Annotated in this window: 23 protein-coding genes and 1 pseudogene; 6 read left to right on the forward strand and 18 right to left on the reverse strand. The window is 67.0% G+C overall.

From position 1 onward, the window contains the following. Positions 1-213 (reverse strand): annotated as a pseudogene (locus K309_RS43285) (hypothetical protein); the annotation flags it as partial. A gap of 172 nt (positions 214-385) precedes the next feature. Next, on the reverse strand, positions 386-745 hold the full coding sequence (locus K309_RS0128845) for an EF-hand domain-containing protein (protein WP_029049592.1): 360 nt from the start codon (positions 743-745) through the stop codon (positions 386-388). Positions 746-947: 202 nt separating this feature from the next. Between K309_RS0128845 and K309_RS0128850 the strand changes: the two genes are divergently transcribed. Next, positions 948-1511: a GNAT family N-acetyltransferase gene (locus K309_RS0128850; protein ID WP_029049593.1), complete on the forward strand. Its 564-nt coding sequence runs from the start codon at positions 948-950 to the stop codon at positions 1509-1511. Positions 1512-1538: 27 nt separating this feature from the next. Here K309_RS0128850 and K309_RS0128855 read toward each other — a convergent pair whose 3' ends face one another. Beyond that, positions 1539-2216, reverse strand: a complete 678-nt coding sequence (locus tag K309_RS0128855; RefSeq protein WP_232232534.1) for a hypothetical protein — start codon at positions 2214-2216, stop codon at positions 1539-1541. A 17-nt stretch (positions 2217-2233) separates the two neighbouring features. Continuing rightward, positions 2234-2911 (reverse strand): membrane protein, encoded by a 678-nt coding sequence (locus K309_RS0128860; protein WP_029049595.1) that lies wholly within the window; start codon positions 2909-2911, stop codon positions 2234-2236. Between the two features lie 409 nt (positions 2912-3320). Between K309_RS0128860 and K309_RS0128865 the strand changes: the two genes are divergently transcribed. After that, positions 3321-4349: a YeiH family protein gene (locus K309_RS0128865; protein WP_035878550.1), complete on the forward strand. Its 1029-nt coding sequence runs from the start codon at positions 3321-3323 to the stop codon at positions 4347-4349. Here K309_RS0128865 and K309_RS0128870 read toward each other — a convergent pair. The 7 genes from K309_RS0128870 to K309_RS0128900 form a co-directional block, all read right to left on the reverse strand. Further along, a complete protein-coding gene (locus tag K309_RS0128870; RefSeq protein ID WP_029049597.1) occupies positions 4346-6457 on the reverse strand; it encodes an acetate--CoA ligase family protein in 2112 nt (703 codons plus the stop codon). The genes K309_RS0128865 and K309_RS0128870 overlap by 4 nt on opposite strands. Positions 6458-6508: 51 nt before the next feature. Further along, positions 6509-7495, reverse strand: coding sequence for a tripartite tricarboxylate transporter substrate binding protein (locus K309_RS0128875; protein ID WP_029049598.1), 987 nt, complete (start codon positions 7493-7495; stop codon positions 6509-6511). A 76-nt stretch (positions 7496-7571) separates the two neighbouring features. After that, positions 7572-7925, reverse strand: a complete 354-nt coding sequence (locus K309_RS0128880) for a Zn-ribbon domain-containing OB-fold protein (RefSeq protein ID WP_029049599.1) — start codon at positions 7923-7925, stop codon at positions 7572-7574. Then, on the reverse strand, positions 7922-9064 hold the full coding sequence (locus K309_RS0128885) for a thiolase family protein (RefSeq protein WP_029049600.1): 1143 nt from the start codon (positions 9062-9064) through the stop codon (positions 7922-7924). The genes K309_RS0128880 and K309_RS0128885 overlap by 4 nt, the downstream gene beginning before the upstream one ends. Before the next feature lies 1 nt (position 9065). Next, positions 9066-10313: an ABC transporter substrate-binding protein gene (locus K309_RS0128890; protein WP_029049601.1), complete on the reverse strand. Its 1248-nt coding sequence runs from the start codon at positions 10311-10313 to the stop codon at positions 9066-9068. A 36-nt stretch (positions 10314-10349) separates the two neighbouring features. Continuing rightward, positions 10350-11405, reverse strand: a complete 1056-nt coding sequence (locus tag K309_RS0128895; RefSeq protein ID WP_029049602.1) for a cyclase family protein — start codon at positions 11403-11405, stop codon at positions 10350-10352. 1 nt (position 11406) lies between these two features. After that, complete coding sequence (locus K309_RS0128900) at positions 11407-12219, reverse strand: IclR family transcriptional regulator (protein ID WP_029049603.1); 813 nt, start codon at positions 12217-12219, stop codon at positions 11407-11409. 344 nt (positions 12220-12563) lie between these two features. Between K309_RS0128900 and garD the strand changes: the two genes are divergently transcribed. Further along, positions 12564-14123, forward strand: coding sequence for a galactarate dehydratase (gene garD, locus K309_RS0128905; protein ID WP_029049604.1), 1560 nt, complete (start codon positions 12564-12566; stop codon positions 14121-14123). 69 nt (positions 14124-14192) lie between these two features. On the opposite strand, the gene K309_RS0128910 is transcribed toward garD, so the two are convergent. The 6 genes from K309_RS0128910 to K309_RS0128935 all read right to left on the reverse strand — a co-directional run bounded on the left by K309_RS0128910 (position 14193) and on the right by K309_RS0128935 (position 20906). Continuing rightward, on the reverse strand, positions 14193-15515 hold the full coding sequence (locus tag K309_RS0128910) for a phosphoribosyltransferase family protein (RefSeq protein ID WP_029049605.1): 1323 nt from the start codon (positions 15513-15515) through the stop codon (positions 14193-14195). 16 nt (positions 15516-15531) lie between these two features. Further along, entirely contained in the window at positions 15532-16542 is a 1011-nt protein-coding gene (locus K309_RS0128915) for a zinc-dependent alcohol dehydrogenase family protein (RefSeq protein ID WP_029049606.1), read from the reverse strand. A 31-nt stretch (positions 16543-16573) separates the two neighbouring features. Continuing rightward, a complete protein-coding gene (locus tag K309_RS0128920; protein WP_029049607.1) occupies positions 16574-17029 on the reverse strand; it encodes a universal stress protein in 456 nt (151 codons plus the stop codon). Positions 17030-17679: 650 nt separating this feature from the next. After that, entirely contained in the window at positions 17680-18360 is a 681-nt protein-coding gene (locus tag K309_RS0128925) for a hypothetical protein (RefSeq protein ID WP_029049608.1), read from the reverse strand. Continuing rightward, positions 18357-19763: a selenium-binding protein SBP56-related protein gene (locus tag K309_RS0128930; protein WP_029049609.1), complete on the reverse strand. Its 1407-nt coding sequence runs from the start codon at positions 19761-19763 to the stop codon at positions 18357-18359. Before K309_RS0128930 ends, K309_RS0128925 begins: the two co-directional genes overlap by 4 nt. A 204-nt stretch (positions 19764-19967) precedes the next feature. Then, positions 19968-20906: a LysR family transcriptional regulator gene (locus K309_RS0128935; RefSeq protein WP_029049610.1), complete on the reverse strand. Its 939-nt coding sequence runs from the start codon at positions 20904-20906 to the stop codon at positions 19968-19970. Positions 20907-21017: 111 nt separating this feature from the next. Between K309_RS0128935 and K309_RS0128940 the strand changes: the two genes are divergently transcribed. Then, entirely contained in the window at positions 21018-21758 is a 741-nt protein-coding gene (locus tag K309_RS0128940; RefSeq protein ID WP_029049611.1) for an SDR family oxidoreductase, read from the forward strand. A 94-nt stretch (positions 21759-21852) separates the two neighbouring features. On the opposite strand, the gene K309_RS0128945 is transcribed toward K309_RS0128940, so the two are convergent. Next, the gene (locus K309_RS0128945) at positions 21853-22548 is read right to left on the reverse strand and encodes a TetR/AcrR family transcriptional regulator (RefSeq protein ID WP_029049612.1); all 696 of its coding nucleotides are present in this window, start codon (positions 22546-22548) and stop codon (positions 21853-21855) included. 286 nt (positions 22549-22834) lie between these two features. Between K309_RS0128945 and K309_RS0128950 the strand changes: the two genes are divergently transcribed. Together K309_RS0128950 and K309_RS37790 are read left to right on the forward strand one after the other, a co-directional pair. Further along, positions 22835-24571 (forward strand): AMP-binding protein, encoded by a 1737-nt coding sequence (locus tag K309_RS0128950; RefSeq protein WP_029049613.1) that lies wholly within the window; start codon positions 22835-22837, stop codon positions 24569-24571. Positions 24572-24616: 45 nt separating this feature from the next. After that, positions 24617-24870: acyl-CoA dehydrogenase family protein (locus tag K309_RS37790; protein ID WP_035878552.1), on the forward strand; the 254-nt coding region annotated here is incomplete at its 3' end.

The raw sequence follows: 24870 nt of genomic DNA on the forward strand, positions 1-24870 counted from the left end.
CATGAATGCGATCAGTGTCGGCAGAGTGAGCTTGCGCTGACGGGTGAAAGCGGCGGGACGTTCGGGATGGCGAGCAAGATCGTGAAAGACCTTGGTGTGCAAATATTCGGTAAGCGAAGCGAACAAATCGGACAGGGGCATGAGAGCCAAGCGAAGATCGAAAAACGATCCTCTATGGGCCGCCGCCCGGCTGGCGCTAAACAGCCAGCGCAAGCAGGGCGGCGGCCCCTCGAACCTCGTCATCTGTCAAGGGTTCGCGGGGGGAATTGCGATTTTATTGGCGGCTTAACTTGGATGGATTGGGCCGACAGGGGGCGGGCGGTACTACTCCATTCCTCCCGCCCCATCGTCCTTTGAGTATTTCCCGCTAATTGCTGCAGTGCCTTCAATTCCAGATCGGATCTTCCTTTTGCATCTGATCCTTGGTTTTCTTCATCCAGTACGCACCGATCTGGCGCTCCGTGACATTGCCCTTTTTCTTGACGTCGATCTTGTCGAAGTTCTGGTAGACCTGGGGCATTCCCGCCTGCGCTTCGTCACGGCTCAGCTTGCCGTCATGATTGGCGTCGGCCGCCTTGAACCGCTCGGCAATCAGGGCCTTGGCCTGGGCCGTAGTCGGCGGGGCCTTAGGCACCTCGGCTGACGCCGCCCCCTGTGGGGCCGAGGCGGGCTGGGCAGCCGCGCCAATGGAAACCAGTGCCATCAGGACTGCGCAACCAACTGCGGGCAATTTGCGTGCGGTCATATCGCTCTCCTCAAGACATTATGTGTGCCTGAATTTCTGGCGTAGGAAAAGTTTCTAATCGAACTTCTGTGAGCCTTGGCTCACTCAGCATTCTAGGCGCTCGCAGCCGAAACCGCGCGTCAAATTGCGCCAGAAGTTCTAATATCAGATGCTGCGGGATCGATTCAACAGATTCGCTTTCTGCTTTACGAGCACTATTGCCATGCAAGACAAGTCTGAAGCGACAAACTTCGCGCCATTCAACGTGCCCCTGGGCGATGGCCGGGAAGTGCTGGTGCGGGAGATTACCGAAGACGACAAGCCCGGCTTGCTGGCGGCATTCAACAGGCTTTCGGCAGACGCGCGTTACACCAGGTTTATGGCCGCCATGCGAGAGCTTCCGGAGGCGATGCTCGAACATGCGACGCATCCCGCGCTAGAGCGGGAGTTTGCGCTGGTAGCGCTAGCCACGGGAAAAGAGGGGCCATCTATCGTGGGCGGCGCGCGCTACGCCGCGGCGCCGGGCAGCGATACCTGCGAGTTTGCCGTGACCGTTGCCGACGACTGGCACAGGCTTGGCCTGGCCAGCAAACTGCTGGGGACACTGATCGACATCGCACGGCGCCGCGGCTTCCGGCACATGGAAGGCTATGTCTTGTCGTCGAATACCGGCATGCGGCGACTGGCAAAACGACTTGGATTTGCCGACGTACAGTGTCCAGACGATGCCACGCTGCGCGTGGTGACCCTGGCGCTCGAAGAGGGTGTAGGTAGAGGCGATGTGTAAGCAGCTTGCGGAAGGCTGTCGGCCGCGTCAGAAGCTCAGCGCTACCGAGACCACGGCGATCTGATCATCCGCGGCGGGATTGAACCAATAGACTGCGCCCGAGATGTGCTTGCCCTTTACTTGCGCAAACACGCCCCGCTGCAAGTTGCGGTCGTTGTCCGGCACGCGCGTGCGCTGGGCCGCCAGGCCCAGCCGCAGCCAGTCACGTGGACGCCAGGCCAGCTCGCTCCACGCATAGGCATAGCCGGACGGCTCGGCGTCAGGCACGTACTCGAACTCGACATAGGCATCGAAATGGCGGCCGGTCAGCGTGGCCTCGAAGCCGCCGACGACGCTGTGTACGCTGCCGGTGACCACACCCAGGATCGGGGTGAAGTCCAGGCGCAACGCGTCCCCCCAGCCGAGGTTGTAGCCGACGAAGAACGAATAGGCATCCATGCCTTCATAATTGCTGCGCGCCTCCAGGTGCAACGCGCCGCGCTTGGCGATGGCGATGCCGGTGACGTAGGATTCGCTGCCGCGCGGCAGGTTGAGGTAGGCCGAAACCCCGCCGCTCCAGCCCGGCGTCTCCGCGGTCGCAGGGGCGGTCGCAGGGGCGGTCGCAGAGGCGGTCGCAGACGGCGCGCCGTCTTCGGCAGCGCACAACGGTAGCGGCGCGGTTACCGCGGCCAGCAGCAGCCAGGGGGCGGCCAGCCGTGCTGCCATTCTCTCGGCATGCATGGTCAGCCCCCAAGCGCGATGATGGCCATGGTCAGCGCGATGCCGACCACTGTCATCGCCACCCCCGCTATCCATCCGCCGAAGCCGGCATGGCGACCCAGGGCGATGCCAGCCCCGAACAGCATCAGGATGGTCAGCACGCGCGAGACCAGCAGCGCGGTCGGGACGTCCGAGAACAACATGAAGGGCAAGGCTACCGGGAAGGTGGCAAGCACCACCAGCACGAAGATCCCGGCGGCTGCCAGGAAATCCTGTGGGACCAGTGCAGGACGCGCGGGCAAGCCGGGGTGTTGCTCGATGCGGCCTCGCACCGCTTCCAACTGGGCATCGTCGACCAGGGTGCGCAAGGCCGGCGAAAGCGCCTCGCGCAAGCGCCCGATGGCGTCAGCCGGGTCGCCGGCATTGTGCACCGCCTTGACCAGGGACAGCCTGCGGCCGCGTTCCGTCAGCGTGCGCACCAGGTACATCACTGCGTCAGCCAGCCCCCAGGCCAGGTTGCAGCCCAGCGCCGTGTAGAACATCGTGCGTGAGGCATCGGCTGGCGCGCCAACGACCGACACCGCGCCCACGAACGTCAATGCCATAAACAGGCCGAAGCACATCTCACACACGCGGTCGACGGTATCGAGCAAGCGCGGCCGCGCATCGGTGGCTTCGGAATCGAGGGAAGTGGTCAACACTGGCGTGCACCCCGGCGGCCTGCCCATGGCGAAGGTCTACAACGATGCCCGCCCACCGTGTCGGGTGCGATGGCATCGATCCTGGGATCCCGGGCGGCAGGCACTCTCCGGGTGAGACCGGACGGCGAGGCGGCGCCGGCAGACTGGCCAACGGCCGCCCCCTTTACTGTAGGCAAAGATTCACACCGCCGGTAGCGCCGCGTGCACTCGGGGTGTTGGGTGTTGCCGGCGGTGGCATGTAATGCAAAGCCACTGGCATCGTTTGCACAGGCTATGCTGGACTTGTTGCGGCATGCTTGCTACGTGGGAAATTGCATAGTGTGTCCGCCAGCGTTTCCCGGATGGCGCAGATGGCGGGCCTGATATCGAGATGGGTGGCCACCTTCATCGATGCATCGGAGAGACCTCCTTGCCCACAAGATTCCTGAACCCGAGCCTGCTAAGCACCTTCCGGGGCTATTTGCCCGGCATGGCCATCAGCGCGGTGGTAACCGTGGCCGCCATGTCGCTTGCCGGGCATTACCAGGCGCCGGTGATGCTGTTCGCCTTGCTGTTGGGCATGGCGCTGAACTTCCTGTCCCAGGAATCTTCCGCTGCTTCCGGCATTGACTTCAGCGCCAAGCAGGTGCTCCGGCTGGGCGTGGCCCTGCTGGGATTGCGGATTACCGCCTCGCAGGTGGCCGCGCTGGGTTGGCACTCCCTTGCCATGGTGGTATTGGCGGTGGCGCTGACGATATTGTGCGGCATCGTGCTGGCGCGAATGATGGGGTTCCAGACCTTCTTCGGCTTGCTGACCGGAGGCGCTGTCGCAATCTGCGGCGCGTCCGCGGCGCTTGCCCTGTCGGCGGCCATGCCCCAGCATCCCTTGAAGGAGCGTGCGACGCTGTTTACGGTGATCTCCGTCAGCACGCTGTCCACGGTGGCGATGGTGCTATACCCGATGCTGGCGCAATTGCTGTCGCTGCCTTCGCTGCAGGCCGGAGCCTTCATCGGCGGGACAATCCATGATGTGGCGCAGGTTGTGGGTGCGGGCTACAGCATCTCGCAAGAAGCCGGGGATGCGGCTACGCTGGTCAAGCTGATGCGGGTGGCCATGCTGCTGCCGGTGATCGCGCTGGCCGCATGGCTGTCGCAGCGGCATCAGCGGGCGCAAGGGGACGCCGGAAAGGGGCCGCGTCCGCCGCTGCTGCCGTGGTTTGCCGTGGCGTTTGCGGTGCTGGTGGCGATCAACAGCACGGGCTGGCTGCCTGCGGCACTGGTCAAGGCGGGGCAGTTCGCCTCGCAGTGGTGTCTGGTCATGGCGATGGTGGCAATCGGCATGAAGACGCATCTCAAGGAGATCCTGTCCGTCGGCTGGAAGCCGGTGGCGCTGATGGTCCTTGAGACGCTGTTCCTGGCCATCCTGTTCTACGGCATGCTGGTGGTCATGCAATCCTAGTGCGCAAGCACAGGCTCCGCCTCCGCCACCTCGATCAGCGCATCGACCACGACCACGCCGTCGGCGCCCGCCATCACGGGGTTGAGGTCGACCGAGCGGATCGCGCCGCCGGCCGCATGGACCAGGTCGGCGACCTGCACCGCCAGCCGGCACAGCGAGGCGATATCGACCGCCGGCTCATTGCGCACGCCGCGCAGCAGCGGCGCGATCCGTAACCCGTCCAGCGCGCGGGCGACGTCGGCTTCGCTGCACGGCGCCAGCAGCACGGCGGTATCGCGCAGCGTCTCGACATACTTGCCGCCGTCTCCGATCACCAGCACCGCGCCGAATACGGGATCCCAGTTCGCGCCAATCATGCATTCGCGCTGGCCACGCGTCATGCGGGCGACCACGATGCCTTCGCAATGCGCTTCCATTGCCCGCAGGGTGCGCGTCTGGGCCGTGAATGCGCTAGCTACCGCCTCGGGGTCATTGCAGTGCAGCGCGACCAGCCCATGCTCGCTCTTGTGCGGCACCTGCGGCGAGCTTGCCTTGACCGCCACCGGTGCGCCGATGCGCCGCCACGCGGCCACCGCGGCGTCCACGTCGCGGCAAAGATAGTGTTCGGCCACCGGCATGCCTGCTGCCGCGAGACGCGCAAGACTGGCGGCTTCGCTCAGCGTCGTGCTCTGCTCCGGTGACGCGGGCAAGGCAGGTGCGGCGGGTCGTGGCGGCTCCCCTTCGGCCGTGATCTGCCGCAGCCGTTGCTGGTGCGAGACCAGTTGCGAGAAGGCTCCCAGCGCTTCGGCTGTGCTGGCGTAGGTCGGAACGTTGGCCTGCCGGAAAGCGTCGGCCACAGGCGCTTGCCATACGGCGACCGCGATGGGCTTGCCGGCGGTGTCGGCAAACGCCGCGGCATCGCGGGCAAAGCGCGGCACGTCGTAGCCCATGCCGGAGACGGGAACATCCAGCAGGAACAGGTCGGCGGCGGGATCGCGCGCCACCACCGGCAGCACCTCGCCGAACAACGCGCTGTTGGTCAGCAGCGCCGCGGTGACGTCGACCGGGTTGGCGGTGGCGGCAAAACCGGGCAGGCGCTCCGCCAGCGCGGCCCGCGTGGCATCGGACAGCGGCGCCAGCGTCAGCCCGCACGACGGCGCGGCATCGGCGGCCATCACGCAGCTCGCGCCGGAATTGCTGACGACCACCAGCCGCCGGCCCTCGGCCTGCCAGCCGCGCAGGTACATCGGCGCGCAGCGCGCCAGCGCGTGCGCATCGTCCACGCGCCAGATGCCATGGCGCCGCAGGAAGGCATCGACCGCGCGGTCCTCGTTGGCGATGGCGCCGGTGTGCGACGCGGCGGCGCGCTGCCCGTCCTGCGAGCGTCCGGCCTTGACCGCCACCACCGGCACATTGCGCGCCCGCGCCACGCGCGCGGCCTCGGCCAGTACCTCGGGATCGGACAGGCTTTCCAGGTACAGCAGCACCAGCCGCACGCCGGGATCGTGCGCCACCGCCAGCGCCAGCTCGCTGACGGTGATGTCGGCCTGGTTGCCGGTGGCATGCATGTGGCGCACGCCGATGCCCTGGCCGCGCAGCAGCCCGTAGACCATCGCCGCCACGCCGCCGCTCTGGCTGACCACGGCGACAGGGCCGTCCTGCGGCGGCACCTCGATGAACATGGTCGAAAAGCAGGCGATGGCGCCGCTGCCGAAATTTGCCAGCCCCTGGCTGTTGGGTCCGACCAGCCGCAGCCCGCTGGCGCGCGCGGCGCGCACCATTTCATCCTGCTGGCGCCTGCCTTCGGCACCGGCTTCGCCGAAGCCAGAGGCGATCACGATGGCCGCCGCCACGCCCAGCCGCGCGCAGTCCCGCACGGCCTGCACGGCGGCGTCGCCGGCGACGATGATGATGGCGAGTTCGGGGACTTCCGGCAGCGCGTCCAGAGTGGGACAGGCGCGCAGGCCCTGGATGGTGTCGCGCTGCGGGTTGACCGGGTAGAGCGTGCCGGCGTAGCCGTGTGTCTTCATGTAGTGGATGGGGCGGCCGCCGATCTTGTGGATGTTGTCGGAGGCGCCGATCACGGCGATGGAGCGGGGCGCGAGCAGGGACTGGAGGGGAGCGGTCATGACTGGGGGGCGTGAGGGATGCGTGGGGGATGCGTGAGTTGTGCGTAGCGATCAGTCGATGGTGGCGCCGGACGCCTTGACGACCCGGGACCATTTATCGATTTCCTGGTCGAGGAACTTCGCGGTCGCTGGTGGCGAGGTCCATTCCGCGGCAAAGCCCTGCGTGGCAAAGCGCGCGCGCACCTCCGCATCGTCGAGCACGGATTTGAGCGCCGTGCCGAGCGTATCGAGCACCGCGGGGGGCATGCCGGCGGGGGCCAGCAGCGCGTTCCAGGCGCTGGCCTCGTAGCCAGGCAGGCCCGACTGCGCCATGGTCGGCGTGTCCGGCGCGGCCGGCGAGCGCGCCGCGCCCGTGACGGCCAGCGCCTTGAGCTTGCCGTCGCGCACGAACGGCATGGCCGACAGCATGGTGTCGAACATCACGGTGGCCTGGCCGCCCATCACGTCGGTCAGCGCGGGCGCGCTGCCCTTGTATGGCACGTGCGTCATGCGCACACCGGCCATGCTGTTGAACAGTTCCGCGGCAAGATGGGTGGACTGGCCATTGCCGGAGCTGGCAAAGGTGACCTGGCCCGGCCTGGTCCTGGCCAGCGCGATCAGCTCGGCGACATTGCCCGCGGGCGTGGCGGGCGCAGTGACCAGCACCAGGGGGCCGCGCGTGAGCAGGCTCACCGGTGCGAAGTCCTTGCGCGTGTCGTAGCCGGGCTTGCGGAACAGCGTCATGTTGATGGCATGCGCGGTGGTGGCCACCAGCAGCGTGTAGCCGTCGGGCGCGGCCCTGGCCACCGCCTCGGCGCCGATATTGCCGCCGGCGCCGGGACGGTTCTCCACCACCAGCGGCTGGCCGAGCTTGTCCGCCAGCTTCTGGCCGACCACGCGCGCGACAATGTCGGTGGGGCCGCCGGGCGGGTAGGGCACCACCAGCCGGATCGGCTTGGCCGGGAAGGACTGCGCCAGCGCTGGCGGCATGGCCGCCGCGGACAAGGCGAGGCAGGAAAGCAGGGCGAGCGCGTGCCGCCGGGATCGATTCGGTGCCAAGGGAGTTCTCCGGGTTGTGGATGCCGGCTGGGGTGGAGGGGCGCCGGCAGGGATGGTGGCTGGCGCCTGAAGGCCGCTACTCGCGCAGGAAGCGCAGCAGCGTCCCTTCGCCGAAGCGCAGGAACCCTGCACGCACGCGATCGCCGATCGCCACGCCGGGCTCGGCATGGCCCATCACGCGCGGCCCTTCGTCCAGCGTGGCCAGCACCAGCGTGTAGGGCGCCAGGGGGCGGAAGGCGTCGGCCGGGGCACGGCTGATCTCGGTGACCGCATAGACCGTGGCCAGCCCGCCTGCATCGCGCCAGTGCAATTGCAGGCTGCCGCAGGCGCGGCAGGCGTGGCGCTCCAGCGGCTGCCATGCGCCGCAGTCGTCGCAGCACTGGTAGCGCACCACGCCGGCATCGAGTCCGTCGGTATAGGCATGGCTCATGGCATAGCCTCCAGCACCAGGCTGACATGCGATGACAGCACGCCGCCGTCGGCATGGAACAGCGCGCGGCGGCGCTTGCTCAGTTGACGTTCCCCGGCGCGTCCGGCCAGCTGGCGCGCGGCTTCGGCAAGATGCATCAGCCCGCCTGCCACGCCGGAGTGGCCGAACGCGAGCAGCCCGCCATGCGTATTGAGCGGCAGCGCACCAGCGCGGCCGAATTCGCCGGCGTGCAGCCGCGCGTGCGCTTGGCCGCGCGGCGCCAGTCCAAGTTCTTCGAGCAGCATGACCAGGGTGATGGTGAACGAGTCGTAGATCGCCAGGCAATCGATGCTTTCCACGTCGCCGCCGGCTTCGGCAAAGGCGCGCCGCGCGGCGTCGGCGGCGCCGGTCTGCATCACGTCATCGATCGCGCCCAGGTGCTGGTGCCGGTGTGCCTGGCCCGCGCCGGCGATGCGCACCGGCGTGCCGGCGCCGCGTTCCGCGGAGACGATCACCGCTACCGCGCCATCGGAAATCGGGCAGCAGTCGGACAGTCTCAGCGGGGTGGCGATCGGGCGGGCGGCACGGGCGTCGGCAAGCGACAGGGGCTCGCGCAGGTGCGCATCCGGATGGCCGGCGGCATGCTCGCGCATCAGCACCGCAAAGCCGGACAGCGCATCGGCATCCATGCCGGTCTCATGCAGGTAGCGCGATGCCAGCAGCGCGTAGTAGGCCGGCACCGAGGCGCCGTTGGGCACCTCGGCATGCGGTTCGCCTACCTGCGCCAGCGTCTGGATCGACTGGTCGCGGCTCTGGCCGCTGAGGCGGTTCTCGCCCGCGACCACCAGTACATGGCGGCAGCGGCCGGCGCGCACCAGCTCGTGCGCCAGCATCGCCATTACGCCGCCGGTGGCGCCGCCCGCGGCCACGCCGTGGGCGTAGGCGGGCCGGAGGGAGGCGTATTCGCAGAAGCGGTCCGCCAGCATCAGGTGCGGCAGCGTGGTGGCATAGCCGCACAGCACGCCGTCGAGGTCGGCACGCGCCAGCCCGGCATCGGCCAGTGCAGCATCGGCGGCCTGCGCCATCAGCGTCAGCGGCGTGCTGCCCTCGATGCGGCCGAAGCGCGTGTTGCCGGTGCCGCGTACATAGGTGGCCTTCATGTCAGTGCCGGAGCAGCGGGCATTGCGACTTCGAGGCCGGCATGAAGGCCTGCTCGCCGGGCACCGTCGCCACGACCTTGTAGTAGTCCCATGGGTACTTGGATTCGGCTGGCGTCTTCACCTCGAACAGGTACATGTCGTGGATCATGCGGCCGTCCTCGCGGATGCGGCCGTTCTTCGCGAAGAAGTCGTTGACCGGCATCGACTTCATCTTCTTCATCACTGCCGCGGTCTCGTCGGTGCCCGCGGCCTGCACGGCCTTCAGGTAGTGCGTCACCGACGAATACGCGCCGGCCTGGCTCATGTTGGGCATCTTCTTCAGCTTCTCGAAATAGCGGCGCGACCACGCGCGGGTGGCATCGTTCATGTCCCAGTAGAAGGCTTCGGTCAGCACCAGGCCGCCCGCGGTCTTCAGCCCGATGGCGTGGATGTCGTTGATGTACAGCAGCAGGCCCGCCATGCGCTGCGCGTTGTTGCGCGTGAGGCCGAACTCCGACGCCGCCTTGATCGCGTTGATGGTGTCGCCGCCGGCATTGGCCAGTCCCACGACCTGCGCCTTGCTGGCCTGCGCCTGCAGCAGGTACGAGGCAAAGTCGCTGGCGCCGATCGGGTGGCGCGCGGCGCCAAGCACCTTGCCGCCGGTTTCGTTGATGACCGCGGTGGCGGAGTCCTGCAGCGTGTGTCCGAAAGCGTAGTCGGCGGTCAGGAAGAACCAGCTCTTGCCGCCGCGCTGCACCGTGGCACGCGCGGTGGTGTTGGCGAGCGCGTAGGTGTCGTAGGCGTAGTGCACCGACACCGGCGTGCACAGGTCGTTGGTAATGCGCTCGGTGCCCGGCCCCGAGAACACCACGATGCGGTTCTTCTGCCGCGCCACTTCCAGCACGGCCAGCGCCGGCGCCGAGGCGGCCACGTCGAGGATGGCATCGACATTGCCGGTGTCGTACCACTCGCGCGCCTTGTTGGCGGCGATATCGGCCTTGTTCTGGTGATCGACCACCACCAGCTCGATCTTCTTGCCCAGCACCTTGCCGCCGAAATCGTCGATGGCCATCTGCGCCGCCGTGGCGCTGCCGCGGCCGGTGACGTCGGCGTACAGGCCGCTCATGTCGAGCAGCATGCCGATCTTGACCACGTCGTCGGAGATCGCTGCCTTGGGCTGTGCGTGCGCGGCGCCGCAGGCAAGCGCCGCGGCCAGCGCCACGGTGAGGACGCCGGCGGCCCGGCGTCGGATCGAATGGCGAAGCTTCATGGTGTCTCCTCTGGCTTGTTGTGTCTCTTGTTTTGGCTAGACCGTGGCGATCGGCGTCACCGGCGAACCCACCGCCCCCGGCAGCCGCAACGGCGGCGCGGTCAGCTGGAAGCGGGTGCGGCCGTTGGCGCGCAGCCAGTCGGCCAGGTCGCGCAGGTACCACAGTTCGCCCAGCGGCAGCCCCAGCTTGAACAGGCAGTGGTGGTGCAGCGGCAGCAGCGGGTGGTGCTTGTCGCCATCGGGCGCGGGGCGGGCCGGGTAGCGCTCCACCGCGTAGTTGTCGGCGATCAGCGCGGCGATGCCGGCATCGGTGATCCATTGCAGCAGGCGGTCGTCGCGCCCGTCGAGCGCGCAGCAGCTGTGGTGCAGCACGGCTTCGTCGGGCTCGCGCTGCATCGACAGCACCACCTCGGCAAAGCCGGTGCGCAACAGCAGCATGTCGCCGGGCTCGACCTCGGCCTTGCCGGCGTCCAGCGCGCGCATCAGCTCGTCATAGCCGACGTTGCGGAAGTCCTGGCCGTATACGTGCGCCAGGTCCACCAGCACGCCGCGCCCCTGCATGCCCTTGACGGCGAAGTTCTCGATGCCGAGCGCCTGCGCGGCGCTGTGGTCGTGCCCGCAGGGATGGGCGGCGAAGTGGTCGTCGTCGGCATAGTCCACCGGGCCGACGATATGCTCGTTGGCGCGGAAGCCGTTGTAATAGACGCGCTCGGGCCGGCCGTCGCCGTCGGCATCGAACAGCGCGCCCACGTGCGCCAGCGCATCCCACTGCGTGCTGTACTGCAGGCACATCAGCACCTGGTCGTCGCTGATCACGTCGGTGGCGGCGGGATCGACCCGGGCCAGCGGGAAGTTGAGGTAGGGGCTGTCGTCGCGGAAGGTGGGGCGCAGCTGCGGCGGGTGGCGGCGCGGGTTGAGCTTGTTGCCGCCCGGATAGTCCAGCGGCAGCGACAGGCAGAAGCTGATGCCGGCCTGCACCTCGCGCGCGCCCTTGACGACCTGTTCGGGGCCGATCAGGTTGACGCGGCCCAGCTGGTCGTCGGGCCCGAAATCGCCCCAGTTGGAACCCTGCGGACGTTGCTTCCAGCGCATGTCATGCCTCCTCTCGCGTACGTGGCCGGACGGACGGCCGTTGGATGTCGGGCTTGTTGCCGGCGTGCGAGCGCCAGTGCTCGCAGATGGCGTCGGCCTCGCGCCGCAGCGCGCGCGCCATCGCGGCCTCCCGGCTGGTGATGCGCTCGTTGAGCGCCGCAATGCTGATCGCGCCCAGCGGGTAGCCGTCGGGGCCGGGCAGGGCGATGGCGATGCCGCCCATGCGCTCGACCACGACGTCCAGCAATACGGCGTAGCCGCGCTCGCGCGTGGCCTGGACATGGCCCAGCAGCATGTCGCGGCTGAAGCGCGGGTAGCGGCGCATGGCCGGGGCAATGCCGTCGAGCACCGCGTCGACCTCCGCATCGGGCAGCGCGGCCAGCAGCGCCAGGCTGCCGGCGCCGATTCCCAGCGGCCGGCGGCTGCCGATGTCCAGGTAGTTGGCGCGGATCGGGAAGGTGCCGAGCCGCAATTCGATGCAGACCGATTCGCAGCCGCTCGGCACCGACAGGATGGCGCTGTCCTCGAAGGCATTGGCCAGCCGGATCAGCGCCGGGCGTACCAGCGGGCGCAGGTCGGTGCGCGCCAGGGTGGCGGCATGCAGCGCCAGCCATTCGCGTCCCGGCGCAAAGGCCTTGGTGGCGGGATCGCGCTCGACCAGTCCCTCGGCCGCCAGCGTTTCCAGCAAGCGCAGCGCCGAGGCCTTGTCGACGCCGGCGGCCAGCGCGAGGTCGGTCAGGCGGGTGTTGCGGACATCGGTCAGCGCGCGCAGCAGGCGGCAGGCCTTCTGCAGCGAGGTGCTCGGGGTGGTCACGCCGGTGGTCTCCTTGCCCGGTTTTCGTCACGTGAAACCAGTTGGAGCAGTTATAGGCTATCCGATGCGGGCCGTCATTCTGCGCCGCCAGAAAGTTTTGCCGGATGAAATTAACTGGCACTGACGAGCGGATGCGCGATAGTTGTCGTACATCAAAGCCAAAGATTGGTGGCTGGCAACGTAACGATCGCACTCATGCAACCAATTTAATGGAATATGTGGCGCATAAGCTGCCCAAATCAGGGTAAGCCCGAGCACCAGCGCGCGCCATAGCCTCTACAATGTCGTCAGACAACGTAACACATGGTTGGCATATCGCCGCCCCCTGACGAAAGCCTGCAATCATGAGTGAAGCGACCCAAGCGCCGGCATCGCGCCCCCTCTACATCACGATGCACCCCGACGACAACGTCGCCATCGTCGCCAACGACGGCGGGCTGCCGGCCGGCACCACGTTTCCGTGCGGCCTGACGCTGGTTGAAGGCGTGCCCCAGGGCCACAAGGTGGCATTGACGGACCTGCGCGAAGGCGAGGAGGTGGTCCGCTACAACGTGGTGATCGGCTACGCGCTGAAGGACCTGCCGCGCGGCAGCTGGATCAACGAGCGCGTGATCCGCATGCCGGCCGCGCCGGAGCTGCACGACCTGCCGGTCGGCACGCGCGTCAAGCCGCTGCCGCCGCTGGAGGGCTACACCTTCGAGGGCTATCGCAATGCCGACGGCTCGGTCGGCACGCGCAATATCCTCGGCATCACCACCACCGTGCAGTGCGTGGAGGGCGTGGTCGAGTTTGCCGTGCGGCGCATCAAGGAAGAGCTGCTGCCGAAGTATCCCAACGTCGATGACGTGGTGGGCCTGGAGCACACCTACGGCTGCGGCGTGGCGATCGACGCGCCGGACGCCGGCATCCCCATCCGCACGATCCGCAATATCGCGCTGAACCCCAACTTCGGCGGGGAAGTGATGATCGTCAGCCTGGGTTGCGAAAAGCTGCAGCCCACACGGCTGGTCAGCGCCGGCACCATCCCGATCCAGAAGGAAGGCGAGCCCGATGTGGTCTGCCTGCAGGACGAACAGCACGTGGGCTTCGCCTCGATGATCGATTCGATCATGGTCACGGCCGAGAAGCACCTGCAACGCCTGAACGCACGCCGGCGCGAGACCTGCCCCGCATCGGACCTGGTGGTGGGCGTGCAGTGCGGCGGCAGCGATGCCTTCTCGGGCGTTACGGCCAATCCCGCAGTGGGCTTCGCCACCGACCTGCTGGTGCGCGCCGGTGGCACGGTGATGTTCTCCGAAGTCACCGAGGTCCGCGACGGCATCGACCAGCTCACCGCGCGCGCGGCCACGCCCGAAGTGGCCGAGGCGCTGATGAAGCAGATGGCCTGGTACGACGCCTATCTCGAAAAAGGCAAGGTCGACCGCAGCGCCAACACCACGCCTGGCAACAAGAAGGGCGGCCTGTCCAATATCGTGGAAAAGGCGATGGGCTCGATCGTCAAGTCCGGCACCGGCCCGATCCATGGCGTCAGCGGCCCGGGCGAGAAGGTCACGCAGAAGGGCCTGATCTACGCCGCCACGCCGGCCGGCGATTTTGTCTGCGGCACGCTGCAGCTGGCCGCCGGCATGAACCTGCACGTCTTTACCACCGGCCGCGGCACGCCCTACGGCCTGGCCGAAGTGCCGGTGATCAAGGTCTCGACGCGCAATGACCTGGCACGCCGCTGGCACGACCTGATGGACGTCAACGCCGGGCGCATCGCCACCGGCGAGGCCACCATCGAAGAGGTGGGCTGGGAGTTGTTCCACACGCTGCTGGCGGTGGCCAGCGGCAAGAAGTCGTGGGCGGAACACTGGAAGATCAGGAACGCGCTGGTGCTGTTCAATCCGGCGCCGGTGACCTGAGGCCCCGGCCTCGGAAGTCCGCAGCAGCAGGGGGAGGAGAGGAGGATGATGACAACAACGTTGTTGTTGTCATCCGGCGTACCCCAGCCTGGAACACGACTGGGTCGTAAGGTGCCTCTCGAACCAGGCTATCGTGAGTGTTGCGACGTCTTCCAGGGCCTTGCGGTCTTCGAAGCCTCGGCCATTCGTTGGGATGATCCTCAACTGCCGCGGGCAATGCATTTGCTCAAACGCAAGATTGTTGACCTGTATGTTCTGCGGGTCGCCGCTTGCACTGATCAGCAAGGCAGGGATCTCGAGGCGCTGCAGGCTGGCGGCACCCGCGAGATCCGGTCGTCCTGCAACACAGGCCACCGCGCGAAGTTGTGCCGCGCCGGACGCGGCCGAGCGCAAGGCCGCAGCTGCGGCGGTGCCGGTACTAAGCAGGCCGACAGGCAGGTCTGCGCAGGGTGTTCCCGCATGCAGGAAGCTCAGCGTCCGGTTCAATCTTGCCACCAGCTCATCGACATCCGATTCGGGCGCGTCGTCGAAGCGGCTATCAGGCTGCAGGTCCACAAGCATGGTGGCGAATCCTTTCGCGCGCAGCTTGCGTGCGAGGTAATGACTGCGGACGTCGCGGCGTTGCGCGCCACCGGCATGAACCATCACCGCGACCCCGATGGGGTTCGCGGCGGTTTCGAATATTACCCGCAGGCAGGTCGTCTCATACGGAACGAGCATCGCTCTGCTGATTGCCGGCACCCGCGCCTCCCCACCTGGCCGGGCATGGCCTGCGGATTGCACTGGCAGCTTGGCCGTCACCTGCCGGACAAAATCGTCGGTGACCAGACTGAACTCGTGATAGAAATGCGCGAGGTTTTCGATGCAATCCGGGGTATCCAGGCAGATGACTTCATCCGCCAGCGCTCGGATCCGGTCCAGTCCCGCTCTTGAGGCGATCGGAAGCGCGCATACGAGTCGGGCGGGCTGCCGCTTGCGCAGGCTGGAGAGGGCCGCATACATCGTCGCGCCGCTCACCAGGCCGTCATCCACGACAATCACTACGCGACCGCCCGGATCCGCCTGCTTGCGAACCGGCTTATAGACCGCGCGCTGCCTGCGAAGCTGGTCCAACTGGGCGTCACGTTGTCGGCTGGCGTCGCCATGCGCGTTCGCTTCGCCGGTGCACCACGTCATGCCTGTGTCGTCCAATGCCACCCCCGGGACGATGCGGCGCGCCATCACGAGATCGAATTCGGCGTCCAGCGCGTCGGCGACGACGCGCCCGACTGGCACCCCGCCACGAGGGATCGCCAGGACCAGGGCGCCGGTTCGCCGATACGCACGCAAAGCCCGCGCCAGTTCCGTTCCGGCATGTTCACGGGTCTGAAAACGTGTTTGATAAGGGCGCATTGAGAACTGAAGAGAATCAACGGTGAATCTGTAGGACCGCGGCGCCGGAAAGGCGGCCGTCACGCAGATCGGCCAATGCCTCATTGGCCTGCTCCAGCGGATAAGCGGTGGTGTGTGTATGCAGCAAGGTGCGGGCGGCGATTTCCATCAGCGCAATCCCGTCGGCGCGCGTCAGGTTGGCTACGGAGCACAGGCGCCTCTCTTCCCACAGCAGTTCGTAAGGCATGCCTGGGATATCGCTCATGTGAATGCCGCCGCAGACCACGGTGCCACCCTTATCGACGGCGCGTAGCGCTTTGGGCACCAGTGCGCCCACCGGCGCGAAAATCAGCGCGGCGTCCAGAAGCGCCGGAGGCAGGAGGTCGCTTGAGCCGGCCCAGCACGCCCCGGTCTGGTATGCCAGTTGCTGGGCGCCTGTGTCGCCCGTGCGGGTGAAAGCGTAGACCTCCCGGCCTTGTGCCACGGCAATTTGTGAAACCAGGTGGGCGGCTGCGCCGAAGCCGTAGATGCCGATGCGGCGTGCCCCGGCGGCAGGGCCTGCCATGCGCAGCGTCCGGTAGCCGATCAGGCCGGCACAGAGAAGGGGGGCGGCGTGTTCGTCATCGTAGGCAGGCGGAATCCGGAAGCAATACCTGCTGTCTGCGACAACATACTCGGCGTAGCCGCCATCGCGCGTATAGCCCGTAAAGAGCGCTGCATCGCAGAGGTTTTCGTGATGACGCAGGCAGTAGCGACAGTGGCCGCAGGTATGGCCAAGCCAAGGCACACCCACGCGGTCGCCCGGTTCGAAGCCGGTGACACCCGTTCCGCAAGCATCCACCCGTCCAACGATCTCGTGTCCGGGGATGAGCGCCGGTTTGGGATGACGCAGGTCGCCATCGACGATATGCAGGTCGGTCCGGCATACGCCGCAGGCAGCAACAGTGATGCGCACCTCGCCCGGCCCGGGCTCGGGTACTGGCACACGCACCAGGACCAGAGGCTGCCCCGCGCCCCCGTATTGCATGGCTCGCATGGTCTCTGGCATGGTGTAGTCCTTCGCGGCGCCCGGACGTGGGTCACCCTTCAATCTCGCTGCGGACCAGCAGTACGGGCTTGCTGGTCTGAGACAGAACGCCTTCCGCCACGCTGCCCATTAGCAGCCGCCTGACGCCGCGCCGCCCATGCGTGCCCATGACAATCATGTCGGCATCCCATCTGTCGGCTTCGACGGCGATGGTCGTGGAGATTCGGCCCGGAGCCACCGGCTTTTCGTCCAATTGCGCGTGGCATCGGATTCCTGCCTGGCTGAGGCGTGCCGTCGCGGCGTCAAGCGCCTTGCCGCCGTAAGAAATCTGCTGGTTCGCCAGTTCGCGGGGATCGAAATAGCCTGCCTCAAAGTATACATTGCTGTCATCGACCACAAACAACGCCTTGACTTCGGCGCCGGTGGCAGCGGCAATTGCGATGGCCTGGCTAAGCGCCAGGTCGGAGGAGTGGCTGCCGTCCACGGCGAGCAGGATGCGCTGGTACATGCGATGCTCCTGTGAGATGGGACTGCATGGTCCCTGGGTCTGAAGGTCTGATCCGTCCAGCCTAGACGGCAGTGCTGAATGGAACTTGATATTGGTCAAACCAATGCGCGGCCCCCGCATCGCGATGCAGGCCGGTGCAGCGGCCAAGCGCTTGCCAGGTCCCATTCCTGGCGGCGGCGCCCTGGGGCGGTGCCGCCTGCTGCACCCGACAGGAATCCATGCAGTTTCAGTGGCAAGAGCGGCAATTGTTCAACTCGAGGGGTATGCAATCCCGATGAGGCAAACAACGGGGGATGAGTCGCTATCTGAGGGGAATTCCGGAGCCGCCAGGCGCGTCAGTGCGCCCTTGGCCGGCTCCGGATTAATAGAGGCAGGCGAGACCTACGCCATTGAGTGGCCGCTCGCTGTCGAGTCGGCGCGGAATCGTCATTGCAGTGCCCATTTGCGAGGGCGTGGCCGCAATCTGGGAAGACCGCTGCGCATGCATGCTTCGTGAGCAAAATCTATCGAAAGCGCGCGCCGTGATATCCATCGTTCAGGTCCTCTGAAGAAGATTGAAGACGAGGTTCAGGGCATCATATCCACTTCGCAAGGAAGGGGAAAACCACTCCAGGCCGATGCCGTGCTGGTGGTTCGGCTCGTTTGAAGCGCTAGCGCGGCGATGGCAGCTGGATACCGCTGAATGCCAGTGCCAGCCCACCTACAAGCACCAGGCTGAGCGCCCACACCACGTCGAGGTTGAACCAGGTGCGCGACACGAACTTAAGCCCGACATAGCGGTAGACCAGCCACGCCACCAGGCCGCCGGTCGCGATCATGGCCGTGGCATGCACGACGGACACCAGCAGCGCCATCGAGACATTGGCGCCCATCAGCGTGGCGGCGGCCTCGTGGCCGGCATCCTCGTCGGCGCGGCACAGCCCGAGATAGATCGGCACCAGCATCAGCCCGGCGCCATGCGCGATTGCCACGGCGAAGGACCATAGCGCCAGGCGCGACGGCGCAATGCGCGCCAGTGCGCGCGGATGGCGGCGCCAGGCCAGCAGCGCCAGCCCCCAGCCGATCACCAGCAGCCCTGCGGCAAACTGCAGCGGCGCCTGCCAGCGGACCACCATGGCCAGCACGCCGAACGGCAGCATGACGGCGATCATCGCCAGCAGGTGGCCCAGCGCCAGCCATCCGAGCGCCGACACCACGGCGCGGTCCTGCCGCGCCAGCAATCCGTTCGACACCGCCAGCGGCCATCCCATCGCGGGATTCAGGCCGTGATAGATGCCGCTTGCCAGGACCGCCGACCACAGGCCGGCATGCTCCCAGGAGAATGCCGTCAAGACCGGACCGACGGATAGCAGAACGAGTCAGTCGAGCAGTCGCCGCCTTCCAGCCGCACCTGGTGCGCGCGGTAGCCGTCGGGGAATTCCAGCCAGAAGTCATCGGCCAGCGCCAGCCCGCCCTCCGGATCGGCCCGTCCCATCACCTGCACGCCGGGTACCCCGTCGGGATAGAACTGGTTGTCCCAGGTGGAGTAGAGCGAGTTGGTCCAGTAAACGCGCTTGCCGTCGCGGCTGATCTCGACCATCTGGGGGCCGCCGGCGAAGGCCTTGCCGTTCGGATGCGGCGTGCGCCGTGCAATGCCGCCGAGATGGACCGAGCCCGACAACCGCGGCTTGCGCGGGTCGGTGACGTCGTACTGGCGCATCTCGCCGGTGCCCCAGCAGGACACGTAGAGGAATTTGTCATCGAGCGACAGGTCAATGTCGGTGATCAGCGGCGGTACGGCACCGAAGCCCTGCAGCAACGGCGGCAGCAGGTCGGCCGAGGCCGGCTCGGCTGGGATGGTAGCGGTCTTTTCCGCATGGAACTTGCCGCCCTCGCGCCACCAGGTCCAGATCGAGCCTTCCAGGTTCGTGGTGTCGACCACCACGCCGACAAAGCCGTATTCCCGCACCGGATCGTGCGCGGGCCTGACTTCCAGCGCCATCTGGTGGTTGGCGCCCAGGTCGATGGTCTGCACGTTGCGCCGCGCGCGCAGGTCCCAGAAATGCAGCTTGTGGCCGTACTTGTTGGAGAGCAGGTCTTCGGCTACCAGGCCGTTCTCGAACTGCGGCGGCAAGGCCCACTCGCTCGACACCATGTAGTCGCGCGGCAGGTTCCACCAGAAGTCGTAGTGCTTCTCCTGCTCGCCGCGGTCGATTTCCCAGCGGCCGAGCACCTCGAAGGTCTCGCAGTCCATGATGAAGATGCCGGGCAGCCCGTCGGTGCCGTCCTGCCCCGCACCGCCGAGCGTGCTGACGTAGATCCCTTCCGGGCCGCAATGCACGGTGTGTGGCCGCGAGTAACCGGTCTTGCTGATGATCTCGTCCGGCTCGATGATCTTGTGGATGCGCGCCTGCGTGGGATGCGGCTTCGTGTCGATGATATAAATGCGCGACGAGCGCATGCCGGGAATGATCAGGTAGCGCCGCTCCAGGAACGCATGGCCGCTCAGCGGCGACAGTGCGGACGAGCAGGCATTCCAGCCGAAGTGATGCAGCTCGTCGCCCTTGTTGGTCATCGGCACGGTATGCACCACCGTGCTGTAGGTGGGCGAGCCGGGTTTGACGTCGATCACGGCCAGCGCGTCGGGGCGCGAGCCGTCAGGGCTCAGCAGCAGGGTGTAGGCGAATTCTTCCGGCGGCGCGCTCATCGCGAGCTGTGGCGACGGGTAAAACGTGGGATCCGGCCGCATGTTCATGGTTAGCCCTCCTTGTTCTACGCCGGTCACATGCCGCGAGATCGCGCAGGCCGGCATGGCAGCGTCCGCGCACGGAAGTGGACTTCGAGCCTACTTAGCCTAGGTCGTTCTCTATCCCTAGTCAAACGGGCCGGCACGCCGGCGCAGGGCCGTTCTCGTCACGCCAGGGATGCATGGCGAGTGGGCGAGCGCCGGCCGCGCGCGTCAATGCGCCGCCTGGATGCCGGCATCAAAGCGCGCCGCCAGCCCTCGGTCGCGGAACGCCGCCACCACGAAGTCGATGAACACGCGCGTCTTCGGCGGCAGCAGCGTCTTGTTCGGGTAGTACAGCGAGATCGGCCCGTTGTCGGCATGCCATCCGGGCAGCAGCCGCACCAGCGCGCCGCTTTCCAGCCATCGCGCCGCGTGTGGCGTCGGCAGCAGCGCCACGCCGTAGCCGAGCATGGCCGCGTGCGCCATGGCCTCGGGGTCGTCGAAGATCATGCGCGTGCGCTGCGTGACCGGCGCCTCTTCGCCCGACTCGCTGCGCAGCGTCCATGCGCGCAGCCTGCCGGTCGGGCCCGAGCGCCGCACGATGCCGTCCATCGCGGCCAGCTCGCTGGGGTGGGCCGGCATGGGCCTGCCCGCCATATAAGACGGCGATGCCGTGGCCACGATGCAAGTCCGCGCCAGTTCGCGCGCGACCACGCCGTCTGTCAGTTCGATGCCGCCACCGATGGCCGCGTCATAGCCGTCCTGGATCAGGTCCGCGGGGCGGTTGTCGAAGTGCCAGTCCGGCACGATCGCCGGATAGCGTTGCAGGAACTCGCCCAGCAGCGGCACCAGGTGTTCGCGGCCGAAGGCGAGGGCCATGCTGACCTTGAGCGTGCCCGCGGGCTTGCCCGCGTCTTGCGACGCACTGGCAAAGGCATCGCGCAGGGTCGAGAACGGGTCCGAGACCTGCCGCAGGAACTGTTCGCCGCTGGCGGTCAGCGTCAGCTGGCGCGTGCTGCGCTGGAACAGCCGCACGCCCAGGTGCGACTCCAGCCGCGCCACGTTCTTGCTGACCGCCGCCGGCGTCATGCCGAGTTGGCGCGCTGCGGCAGAGAAACTACCGACCTCGGCACTTCGGACAAAGGATTCGAGCAAGTTGAGGGCTTCCATCGCACCAGCTTATACCAATGGTTGAAAAAGTTGATGCTGACTTGTAGCTACCGAAGGGGCAATGGACGAACGATACTGCGTTCACAAACCAACCATTTCCCGGAGCTATCCATGGCCACCCTGACAGGAAAAACTGCATTCGTTACCGGCGGCGCCCGCGGCATTGGCGCGGCAATCGTGCGCCGGCTGGCACGCGAAGGCGCTGCCGTCGCCTTCACCTTCCAGAACTCCGCCGCGGGCGCCAACGCGCTGGCCGCGGAAGTGGAAGCCGCCGGCGGCCGCGCGCTGGCGCTGCAAGCCGACGCCGCCGATCCCGCCGCACTGACCCGCGCCATCGACGGCGCCGCGCGCCAGTTCGGCAAGCTCGACATCCTGGTCAACAATGCCGGCGTGCTGCGGCTGGGATCGGTAGAGACCCTGTCGCTGGAAGACTTCGACGAAACCCTGGCCGTAAACGTGCGCGCGGTGTTCGTCGCGGCCAAGGCAGCGCTGGCGCATATGGGCGAAGGCGGCCGCATCATCAACATCGGCAGCACCAACGCAGAACGCATGCCGTTCCCGGGCGGCAGCGCGTATGCGATGAGCAAGTCCGCGCTGCTGGGGTTGGTGCAGGGCATGGCGCGCGACCTGGGGCCGCGCGGCATCACCGTGAACAATATCCAGCCGGGACCGACCAATACCGACATGAACCCGGAAGCCGGTGAGTTCGGCGCGGCGCTGCATGGCCTGATGGCGCTGCAGCGGCATGCCACGCCGGAGGAGATTGCCGGCATGGTGGCCTATGTTGCGGGTCCGGAAGCTGGCTTCGTCACGGGTGCCAGCCTGATGATCGACGGCGGCTTCAGCGCCTGAGCGCCGTGCCTGCGGCCCGCGAGGCCGCGGGCCGCGCCTGGCCAGCAGGCCTTGCACTGCTCCAGCCAGCACGCCGGCTTGGCGCCGGCGTGCCTCAGTCTTCCGCTGCCTTGCGCAGCGCCGCGCTGACCTCGCCATAGAAACCCCGCAGCTTCTCCAGCTCCAGGTCCACCGGCTGCAGCGCCGGCCACAGCAGCGCCACCATGTCGCGCGCGGTTTTCTCGATATCGACCTCGCGCTGCCGCGCGATCGCGTCCCACAGGATGTGCTCCATCGGCCCCAGGATGGCCGAGCGCAGCAGGCTCAGCGGCAAGTCGCCGCGGATTTCGCCATTGCTGCGCGCCCGCGCCAGCAGGTCCATCAGCGGCGCCGTATAGCGGCGCTGCAGCGGCAGGAACACCTCGCCCAGCCCCGGCCCCTTGGCCCGGCCTTCCGACAGTACCAGCGCGCACAGCCCGGTCCCCTGGATCAGGAACAGGCGCAGGTGCGTCTTCACGTAGAACTCAAGCTGCGCCTTGGTGGGCTGGCCGTGCGGCATGCCCTGTTCCAGCGTGCTGATGATTTCGTCGTACCAGTCCTCGATCACGCGCACGCACAGCTCGCGCTTGCCGTGGAAATAGGTGAAGACCGTCCCCTCGGAGACGCCCAGCCGCTGCGCGATCTCGGTGGTGGTGGCGCGCTCGTAGCCAAGCTCGGCGAACACGTCGCGGCTCACGCGCAGGATGTCGCGGATGCGCTGCTCGGCCTTGGCTCCGGCCGGAACGCGGCGCCGGGAACTGGTGTCTTCCATGCTGTCGGGGGTGTGTACGGGTCTCTGGTGCCGAGGATTATAGTGCGCCGGCGGCCAGAACTTGAGTAAAGCTCAAAATTATTATTGCGTTCTGCCTGCCGAGCGTGTACTTTTCACTCGTCGGCGCCACGGCCCGCACCAGCGGGCAGTGAAAGGCGGGATGAATTTAAGGGATTTCCCTGACGATTTTCGCTGCCAGCCCACCACAGACAATGAACACGGCGTGAATTGAGTGATACTCACAAAACGCCGGCGCACGGAACGACACCGAGCTTTGGAGACCAGTATGACGATGCAGGGCGAGTCCCAACCCACCATCCTGCCCATGGGCGGGCTGTCCCATGTGCGCGGCGAAACCAGTATCCCGCTGTCCGAGCAGACGGTGCCGGAACTGCTGGCGCAGACCGTCGCCCGCTTTGCGCAGCGCGACGCGGTGGCTTTCCGCGAGCAGGGCGTGCGCTGGACCTGGCAGCAGTTTGCTGAAGCCATCGATGCACTGGCGGCGGGGCTGCACGGGCTCGGCCTGGTCCGTGGCGACCGCGTCGGCATCTGGTCGCCCAACCGCGTGGAATGGGTGGTCACGCAGTTCGCCACGGCGCGGCTCGGGCTGGTGCTGGTCAATATCAACCCGGCCTACCGGCTGGCCGAGCTGGAGTACGCGCTGAACAAGGTCGGCGTCAAGGCCATCGTCGCGGCCGAGGCGTTCAAGACCTCGCGCTACCTGGAGATGCTGCAGGCGCTGGCACCGGAACTGGCCACCAGCGAGCCGGGCGCGCTGCAGGCCGCGCGGCTGCCGTCGCTGCGCTGGGTGATCCGCATGGGCGAGGGCGAGACCCCTGGCATGATCCGCTATGACGATGTGGTGGCGCGCGGCGCAGGCGTGGCGCGCGGGGTGGGCCGCGAATCGCTCGACGCCATCACCGCGCAGCTGGACCGCAACGACCCCATCAACGTGCAGTTCACCAGCGGCACCACGGGTGCACCCAAGGGCGCCACGCTGACCCACCGGAACATCGTCAACAACGCGCGCTTCATCGCGATGGCGATGCGCTTCACCGAGCAGGACAAGCTGTGCATCCCGGTGCCGTTCTACCACTGCTTCGGCATGGTGCTGGCGGTACTGGCCTGCGTCTCCACGGGCGCCGCGATGGTGTTCCCGGGCGAAGCGTTCGAACCGGAAGCGACCATGAAGGCCGTCAGCGAGGAACGCTGCACCGCGCTGCACGGCGTGCCGACCATGTTTATCGCGCAGCTCGACCATCCGCGCTTCGGCGACTACGACTTCTCTTCGCTGCGCACCGGCATCATGGCCGGCTCGCCGTGCCCGATCGAGACCATGAAGCGCGTGGTGTCGCAGATGCATATGTCGGAGGTGACGATCGCCTACGGCATGACCGAGACCAGCCCGGTCTCGTTCCAGAGCAGCACCACCGATCCGCTGGACAAGCGCACCGCCACGGTGGGACGCATCCAGCCGCACCTCGAGGTCAAGCTGGTGGACGCCACCGGCGCCACGGTGCCGGTGGGCGAGAAGGGCGAGCTGTGCACGCGCGGCTACTCGGTCATGCTGGGCTACTGGGACGACGACGCCCGCACCGCCGAGACCATCCGCGATGGCTGGATGCATACCGGCGACCTCGCCACCATCGACGAGGAAGGCTACTGCAATATCGTCGGCCGCGTGAAGGACATGCTGATCCGCGGCGGCGAGAACATCTACCCGCGCGAGATCGAGGAATTCCTGTTCCGCCATCCGAAGGTGCAGGCCGTGCAGGTGTTCGGTGTGCCGGACCAGAAGTACGGCGAGGAAGTGTGCGCGTGGATCGTGCTCAAGCCGGGCGAGAGCGCCACCGAGGAAGAGATCCGCGAGTTCTGCCGCAACCAGATCGCCCACTACAAGATTCCGCGCTACATCCGCTTCGTGAACGAGATGCCCCTGACCGTGACCGGCAAGGTGCAGAAATTCGTGATGCGCGACCAGATGGTGCGCGACCTGAACCTCAGCGAATCGAAGACGGCCTGATCGCGCCGCCCTAGTACGACATAGATTTTTCAAGAAGACACTGCCATGACTACCTTGCCCGGCCTGAAATTCGACCTCGGCGAAGACATCGAGATGCTGCGCGATTCCGTGCGCACGTGGGCCCAGGCCGAACTGGCCCCGCGCGCGGGCGAGATCGACCGCACCGACCAGTTCCCGATGGACGCCTGGAAGAAGATGGGCGACCTCGGCGTGCTCGGCATCACCGTGGCCGAGGAATACGGCGGCGCCAACATGGGCTACCTGGCGCACATGATCGCGATGGAAGAGATCAGCCGCGC

The sequence above is a fragment of the Cupriavidus phytohabitans genome (genome assembly GCF_000426345.1).
Taxonomy (GTDB): Bacteria; Pseudomonadota; Gammaproteobacteria; order Burkholderiales; family Burkholderiaceae; genus Cupriavidus.